The sequence below is a fragment of the Streptomyces sp. NPDC001663 genome, from assembly GCF_042893105.1.
Classification (GTDB): domain Bacteria; phylum Actinomycetota; class Actinomycetes; order Streptomycetales; family Streptomycetaceae; genus Streptomyces.
Genome location: NZ_JBIAUR010000022.1, coordinates 175,575 through 183,227 on the forward strand (window position 1 = coordinate 175,575; position 7,653 = coordinate 183,227).

Consider the following 7,653-nt stretch of genomic DNA (forward strand, 5'->3'; position numbering starts at 1 on the left):
CGGTGTCGGATCTCCCCGTCAACCATCGGATCTCCGGTCAGCCAGGGGAAGTTCCCCCTTCAACCATGGAGAAGGTGAGCCGGTCTGGCGGTGGGGGCGCAGGCCGGAGATTGCGGTGGACAGTCTCTCTTGCATATGACAACGTTGTCCAGGCTCTATGCTCGACGCCACATCCTCATACAAACTCATGGTCCGACGCATCCCCGTGAACGAGACCCGTGGACGAGACAGGACAGGACAGCGCATCGTGCCCGAGACCGCTCGCCGAACAGCCCCCCTCACCGGAACGCGTTACGGCAACCGTCCGACCATGAAGGACGTGGCGGCGCGCGCCGGAGTCGGCCTGAAGACCGTCTCCCGTGTGGTCAACGGCGAGCCCGGTGTCACACCGGAGACCGAGCGCCGCGTCCAGGAGGCCATCGACGCGCTGGGCTTCCGCCGCAACGACAGCGCCCGGGTCCTGCGCAAGGGCCGCACCGCCAGCATCGGCCTGGTCCTGGAGGACCTCGCCGACCCGTTCTACGGCCCCCTCAGCCGCGCCGTCGAGGAAGTGGCCCGCGCGCATGGCGCCCTCCTGATCAACGGCTCCAGCGCCGAGGACCCGGACCGCGAGCAGGAGCTGGCGCTGGCCCTGTGCGCACGGCGGGTGGACGGCCTGGTGATCATTCCCGCCGGTGACGACCACCGCTATCTCGAGCCCGAGATCAAGGCGGGCGTCGCCACGGTCTTCGTCGACCGCCCGGCCGGGAAGATCGACGCCGACGTCGTCCTCGCCGACAACTACGGCGGCGCCCGCGACGGCGTCGCCCATCTCATCGCCCACGGCCACCGCCGGATCGGCTTCATCGGCGACATGCCCCGCATCCACACGGCCGCCGAGCGGCTGCGCGGCTACCGGGCCGCCATGGAGGACGCGGGCATCGCGGTCGAGGACTCCTGGACGTCCCTGGGCGTCACGGACCCGCAGCGGGTGCGCCGGGCCGCCGAGGAGATGCTCTCCGGACCGGATCCCGTCACCGCGATCTTCACGGGCAACAACCGGGTGACGGTCACCGTGGTCCGCGTGCTCGCCGAGCAGTCCCGCCGTGTCGCCCTGGTCGGGTTCGACGACTTCGAGCTCGCCGACCTGCTGCAGCCGGGCGTCACCGTCGTCGCCCAGGACGCGGCGGCGCTCGGCCGCACCGCCGCCGAGCGCCTCTTCCGGCAGCTGGACGGGACCCTGATCACTCCGGAACGCATCGAGCAGCCGACGCGGCTGATCACGCGCGGCTCGGGCGAGCTGCCGCCGGCGGACTGAGCCGGCCGTGGCCGACCGCACACTGGAGTCACTGGGCCTGGCCGAGGCCCCGCGGGACCATCCGCTGCTCTACCCGGGTGCCTGGCCGTCGGAGTCCGGGCTCCTCGACGGCGACCGGCTGCTGCCCCTCGACCGCCTGGTGTACGAGGACCGCGCCCCCGTTCTGGCGGTCGGCTCCAACGCCTGCCCGGGCCAACTGCGCAACAAGATGGCCGAGTCCGGCATCACCTCGCCCATCCCGATGGTGCGCACCAGGGTCGCCGGGATCGGGGTGGGCGTCTCCGGGCATGTGAGCCGCCTCGGATACGTGTCGGCATCACCGGTCGAAGCGCCCGGCGCCGTACGGGAGTTGTTCCTCACCTGGCTCGACGCCGAGCAGCTCGCGGTGATCGACGCGAGCGAGGGCGTGCCGCTGCCGTACGGCAACTTCCGGCGCGCCTGGCTGCCGGCGCCGGAGGTGCGGGTGGAGTTGGCGGACGGTACTCGGCTGCCCGGTGCGTACATCTACGTCAACCGCCGGGGCGTGCTGCGCAACGGCAGCGGCACCCCGCGCACGCATCCCGGCCAGCGGCCGCTGATCACCGAACTCCTCGTCAAGTCGCCCCGGTTGAGGGAGCTGTTCGGTGCCACGCCCGAGGAGTTCTGTGCGCGGGCCCGGGCCGACGCGGCGCTGTGCGAGCGGGGCACCCGGGTGTTCGCCGAGGAGAAGCTGGTGACGACCTCGGGGCTGGAGCGGTACGTGGCGGAGATGTGAGAGTGGCGGACGCGTGAGCGTCAGCAGACCGGCAGGCCGGGGACCGGCTCGTCGTTGTCGCCGCCCTTGATGTAGACGTCGCTGACGTAGACGTTCGTGTTGCCGCTGTCGTCGTCCGTCTTCGCCCACCAGACGTTGGTCCACTGGCCGTATGTCTCGCGGCGGCCCAGGTTCTGCTGACAGAAGAAGTAGTTGGTGCCCGCTCCGAGTACGCCGACCTCGGTGCCGGAGGCGGTGTAGGACTTGGCGGTGCGCCAGACCGTGCAGTTGTACTTGCCGCCGCCGATGGACTGACAGGCCGGCGCCTGGGTGGTCGCGCCGCCGGAGCTCCCGGCCGTCGGGGTACCGCCGTTGCCGGAACCGCCGCCCGAGGCGTTGGTCGGGGCGGACGAGGTGGCCTTGCCCGCGGGCGTGGTTGCCCCTTGGTGGCTCGGCGTCTTCTCCGTCGCCGTGGGGGTCTTCTCGTGGCCCTGCTGAGTGGGCTTGGCGTCGTCGGAGCGGTCCGCGTCGGTACGGCCGGACGCCGACGAGGAGTTCTCCGTGCGCGTACTGGACGAGGGCTGCGCATTCGCTTCCGCGTCCCCGGAGTTGTTCATCAGAGCTACGGTGGCACCGGCCGCCGCGAGGACGACGGTGACGGCTGCGGCGGCGAGGAAGGCACGGCCCTTGCGGCGGGGTGAGCTCTGGGTGGGGATGAGGTCGGTGGGGGCGGAAGCCGAGGTCGGACCTGCGGGCACGGGCGGACCAAAGCCCCCGGCCGCGTGCGCGGCGGGCTCCGCGGAACCGAAGTCCGGCCCTGCTCGGCCGGGTTGCTGCGCAGCACCGAAGCCTTGCACGCCCTGCTGAGCGGGCCCGAAACCCTGGGCGCCCTGCCCGGGGTGCTCCGCGGAACCGGATGCCTGTTGTCCGGCCTGCTCCGCGGAATCAAAGCCCGGCGTCGTCCGTCCGTCCCGCTCGGCGGAACCGGCCCCCTGATCGGCCTGCTCCCCCTGCGCGCCGGCGACCTCTGTCCCCGGCGGCCCGAAGCCCTGCCCCGCAGGCTCGACCGGCCCGAACCCCGGCGGCATCGACGGAACGCCCCGTTCGGTCTCCTCCCGCACCGGAGCTGGTGCGCCGCGCAGTATCGTCGTCGGCGTGTCCGTACCCGCCCTGTCGACCACCGCCTGCAGCAGCTCACGGGCCTGTTCGGCCTCGGGGCGGGCGTCGGGCCGTTTGTCCATCAGGCGGCGCAGGACGGGGGCGAGGGAACCGGCGTGGCGGGGTTCCGGCAGCGGCTCGGTGACGATCGCGGCGAGCGTGGAGTACGTCGACGTACGGCGGAAGGGCGAGGAGCCCTCGACCGCCGCGTACAGCGTGGCCCCCAGCGCCCAGACGTCCGAGGCCGGGCCGGGATCGGAGCCTTGTGCGCGCTCCGGGGCCAGGTAGTCCAGGGAACCGACGAGTTCGCTGCTGCGGGTGAGGTGGGTGGCCGAGCCGTCGCCCGGGTCCTCCATGGTGGCGATGCCGAAGTCCGTGAGGACGACGCGGCCGGAGCGGTCGAGCAGGATGTTGCCGGGCTTCACGTCGCGATGCAGGACGCCGGCCCGGTGGGCGGCGGCCAGCGCGTCCATGACCTTGGCGCCGATGTCGGCGGCCTCGCGCGCGTCGAGCGTGCCGCGCTCGCGCAGCACGTCGTCCAGGGACGGCCCGTCGACCAGCTCCATGACGATCAGCGGGCGGCCGTCGACCTCGGCCACGTCGTGCACGGCCACGACTCCGGGATGGCGCACCCGGGCCGCCGCGCGGGCCTCGCGCTGCATCCGCAGCCGCAGATCGGCGAGTTCGGGCCCGGCGGCGTCGGTGTAGGTGCGCAGTTCCTTGACGGCGACCTCGCGGCCGAGGACCTCGTCGACTGCTCTCCACACCACGCCCATGCCGCCGCGCCCGAGCTGGGACACGACGCGATAGCGCCCGACCAGCAGCCGACCGGTCCCGTCGCCCTGGCCCTTTCCTGCCGAAGTCTCCCCCGAAGACACCGCCCGCCCCGTTCCTGTGACATGTCAATGCGTGCCGTACACACTACGGGGCGGGGGTGACAACGCCAGCCGTCGGCGACGGCTGTGACAGGCCCGCTACTTGCCGGAGACGGTCAGGTCGCCGCGCCGGGGCGATGCGAAACCCTCCAGATCGGCCCGGGTCAGACCGGTCACCTGGGCGACCTCGGCGATGTCCAGCGCACCGCAGTCCAGGCCGCGCAGCAGGTAGCCGCTGAGGGCCTTGGCGGTGGCGGGCTCGTCCATGACGTCGCCGCCGGCCTGGTTCGCGTACCGGGCGAGACGCTCGGCCGCCTGCTCGAAGCCCTCGCGGTAGAAGGCGAAGACGGCCGCGTACCGGGTGGGGATGTGGCCGGGGTGCATGTCCCAGCCCTGGTAGTAGGCGCGGGACAGGGCGCGGCGGGTGAGGCCGTAGTGCAGGCGCCATGCGTCGTGGACCTTCGCCGTCGGGCCCACCGGCAGCACGTTCGTCGAACCGTCCGACACCCGGACCCCGGTCCCCGCCGCCGCGACCTGCATGATCGCCTTGGCGTGGTCGGCGGCCGGGTGGTCGCTGGCCTGGTACGCGGCGGAGACGCCGAGGCAGGCGCTGTAGTCGAAGGTGCCGTAGTGCAGTCCGGTGGCGCGCCCCTCGGCGGCCTGGATCATGCGCGCGACGGTCGCGGTGCCGTCGGTGGCGAGGATGGACTGGCTGGTCTCGATCTGGATCTCGAAGCCGATCCGGCCGGGCTCCAGGCCGCGCGCCTTCTCGAACTCCTCCAGCAGCCGCACCATGGCGGTGACCTGCTCGGCGTAGGTCACCTTGGGCAGCGTCAGCACCAGCCCGTCGGGCAGACCACCGGCCTCCATCAGGCCGCTGAGGAAGATGTCGAGGGTGCGGATGCCCCGGTCGCGTACCGGCGCCTCCATGCACTTCATACGGATGCCCATGTACGGGGCCGCGGTCCCCTTCTCGTAGGCCTCCGCGATCAGCCGGGCCGCGCGGGCCGCGGTCTCGTCCTCCTCGGCGTCCGGGCGCGGGCCGTAGCCGTCCTCGAAGTCGACGCGCAGGTCCTCGATGGGCTCGCGCTCCAGCTTGGCGCGCACGCGTGCGTAGACGGGCTCGGCGAGCTCGTCGGACAGACCGAGGACCGCGGCGAAGGAGGCGGCGTCCGGGGCGTGTTCGTCTAGGGCGGCGAGAGCCTGGTCGCCCCAGGAGCGGATGGTGTCGGCGGCGAAGACGTCACCGGGGACATAGACGGTGTGGACGGGCTGCCGGGTGCCGGGGTCACCGGGGTAGCGGCGCTCCAGTTCGGCGTCGACCGGCGCGAGGGAGGCGCTGATCTCCTCGCTGATCGCACCCGCGAGGCTCGTCGCCACCTTCTCCTGCTGGCCCATCCCATACCCTCCTGTTTTCCACTGTACGGAATCAACAATCCGTAGAACGAAGTTATCCGGGCACCTTCCGGATGGTCAACACCATGTCCACGGGCAGCAAGGCTGTGATCTCGGCATGTTCACGCTCATCTCACACACGGGTATGACACTTCCCTACGCACAACTCGCCCCACACACGACTCGTCCGGCTGTCGCCACCGAAGGAGCCGCCGTGCCGATCCACCGCCGAGTCACCCGCCGTCTGGGTCTCCAGGCCCTCTTAGCCGCGGCGGTCACGGTGCCCCTCTCCAGTGCCGCGATCCCCGCCTCGTCCGCCTCGCCCGTATGGGTTTCGCCCGCCCGGTCCGACCCGTCCCCCTCGGCGAAGGGACGCCGGGCGCCCCGTCTCCATGTCATGACCTTCAACCTGCGTTTCGCGAGTACCACCGAACCCAACAGCTGGCGCGACCGCAGACCGGTGATGCGCGAACTGCTGCATCGCGCGCACCCCCAGATCATCGGCACGCAGGAGGGCCTCTATCAGCAACTGCGCGACATCGACTACGACCTCGGACCGGACTATGCGTGGATCGGCACCGGCCGGGAGGGCGGCAGCCGCGACGAGTCCACGGCGATCTTCTACGACACCCGGCGCCTGGCCCCGGTCGAGCACTACACCTTCTGGCTCTCCGACACCCCGGAGGTCATCCGGTCGAACACCTGGGGCGCCGCCTTCCCCCGCATCGTCACCTGGATCCGCTTCCGCGATCTCGCCGACGACGGACGGGAGTTCTACGTCCTCAACACGCACTTCGACCATGCGAGCCAGTACGCGCGCGAGCGCAGCGCCTCGTTGATGATCCAGCGGATCGCACAGCTCGACCACTCGCTGCCGGTCGTGGTGACGGGTGACTTCAATGTCGCCGCGCACGAGAACCCGGTCTACGACACGCTGACGGGTTCGGGACTCGTCGACGCCTGGGACGCGGCGGCGCGGCGCAGTGCCCTGTACGGGACGTTCCACGGCTACAAGGGGCTCACGCCGAACGGCGAGCGCATCGACTGGATCCTCACCTCGCCGTGGGTGACGACGCACCGGGCGTCGGTCAACACCTTCTCCGTGAACGGGCAGTTCCCCAGCGACCATCTGCCGGTGGAGGCGTCGCTCAGCCTGGAATGAACCGAGGCCCCCGTGACTGTTCGTGCAGTCGCGGGGGCCTCGGCCCGGTGCGGGGGTGATCAACCCTTGCGGGTGTTGATCTCCTCGGTGAGCTGGGGGACGACGTCGAAGAGGTCGCCGACGACGCCGTAGTCGACCAGGTCGAAGATCGGGGCCTCCGGGTCCTTGTTGACCGCGACGATGGTCTTGGAGGTCTGCATGCCGGCCCGGTGCTGGATGGCGCCGGAGATGCCGTTGGCGATGTACAGCTGCGGGGAGACACTCTTGCCGGTCTGGCCGACCTGGTTGGTGTGCGGGTACCAGCCGGCGTCCACCGCCGCGCGGGAGGCGCCCACCGCGGCACCCAGGGAGTCGGCGAGGGCCTCGATGAGCGGGAAGTTCTCGGCGCCGTTGACGCCGCGGCCGCCGGAGACCACGATCGCGGCCTCGGTCAGCTCCGGGCGGCCGGTGGACTCGCGCGGGGTGCGGGCGGTGACCTTGGTGCCGGTCGCCTGCTCGGAGAACGACACGGTCAGGGCCTCGACCGCACCGGCGGCGGGGGCGGCCTCGACGGCGGCGGAGTTGGGCTTGACGGTGATGACCGGGGTGCCCTTGCTGACCCGGGTGGTGGTGGTGAAGGAGGCGGCGAACACCGACTGGGTGGCCACCGGGCCCTCGTCGGACGCCTCGAGGTCGACGGCGTCGGTGAGGATGCCGGAGCCGATGCGCAGCGCGAGGCGGGCGGCGATCTCCTTGCCCTCCGCGGAGGAGGGGACCAGGACGGCGGCCGGGGAGACGGCGGCGACGGCGGCCTGCAGCGCGTCGACCTTGGGTACGACGAGGTAGTCGGCGTACTCGGACGCCTCGTGGGTGAGCACCTTGACGGCGCCGTGCTCGGCCAGCGCGGCGGCGGTGTCGGCGGCGCCCGCGCCGAGCGCGACGGCGACCGGCTCGCCGATGCGGCGGGCCAGGGTCAGCAGCTCCAGGGTGGGCTTGCGGACGGCACCGTCCACGTGGTCGACGTAGACGAGAACTTCAGCCATGGGAACGAAAC

5 protein-coding genes and 1 pseudogene are annotated in these 7,653 nt (G+C 71.6%); 3 read left to right on the top strand and 3 right to left on the bottom strand.

The window, feature by feature from the left end:
- Positions 1-187: 187 nt before the first annotated feature.
- Complete coding sequence (locus ACFY1L_RS47890) at positions 188-1,297, top strand: LacI family DNA-binding transcriptional regulator (protein WP_388840483.1); 1,110 nt, start codon at positions 188-190, stop codon at positions 1,295-1,297.
- A 7-nt stretch (positions 1,298-1,304) separates the two neighbouring features.
- Positions 1,305-2,126: pseudogene (locus ACFY1L_RS47895) on the top strand (hypothetical protein).
- Here the strand turns inward: ACFY1L_RS47895 and ACFY1L_RS47900 are convergent.
- Both ACFY1L_RS47900 and ACFY1L_RS47905 read right to left on the bottom strand, forming a co-directional pair.
- Complete coding sequence (locus tag ACFY1L_RS47900; RefSeq protein ID WP_388840486.1) at positions 2,072-4,066, bottom strand: protein kinase; 1,995 nt, start codon at positions 4,064-4,066, stop codon at positions 2,072-2,074. The pseudogene ACFY1L_RS47895 and the gene ACFY1L_RS47900 overlap by 55 nt on opposite strands.
- Positions 4,067-4,162: 96 nt before the next feature.
- Positions 4,163-5,461 (bottom strand): DUF6986 family protein, encoded by a 1,299-nt coding sequence (locus ACFY1L_RS47905; RefSeq protein ID WP_388840489.1) that lies wholly within the window; start codon positions 5,459-5,461, stop codon positions 4,163-4,165.
- 211 nt (positions 5,462-5,672) lie between these two features.
- Here ACFY1L_RS47905 and ACFY1L_RS47910 point away from each other — a divergent pair, with 211 nt between their 5' ends.
- Positions 5,673-6,620 (top strand): endonuclease/exonuclease/phosphatase family protein, encoded by a 948-nt coding sequence (locus tag ACFY1L_RS47910; protein WP_388840492.1) that lies wholly within the window; start codon positions 5,673-5,675, stop codon positions 6,618-6,620.
- Positions 6,621-6,679: 59 nt separating this feature from the next.
- Here ACFY1L_RS47910 and ACFY1L_RS47915 read toward each other — a convergent pair whose 3' ends face one another.
- Positions 6,680-7,642 carry an electron transfer flavoprotein subunit alpha/FixB family protein gene (locus ACFY1L_RS47915; RefSeq protein WP_388840515.1) on the bottom strand — a complete coding sequence of 321 codons (963 nt, stop codon included), beginning with the start codon at positions 7,640-7,642 and terminating at the stop codon, positions 6,680-6,682.
- Between the last annotated feature and the right edge of the window lie 11 nt (positions 7,643-7,653).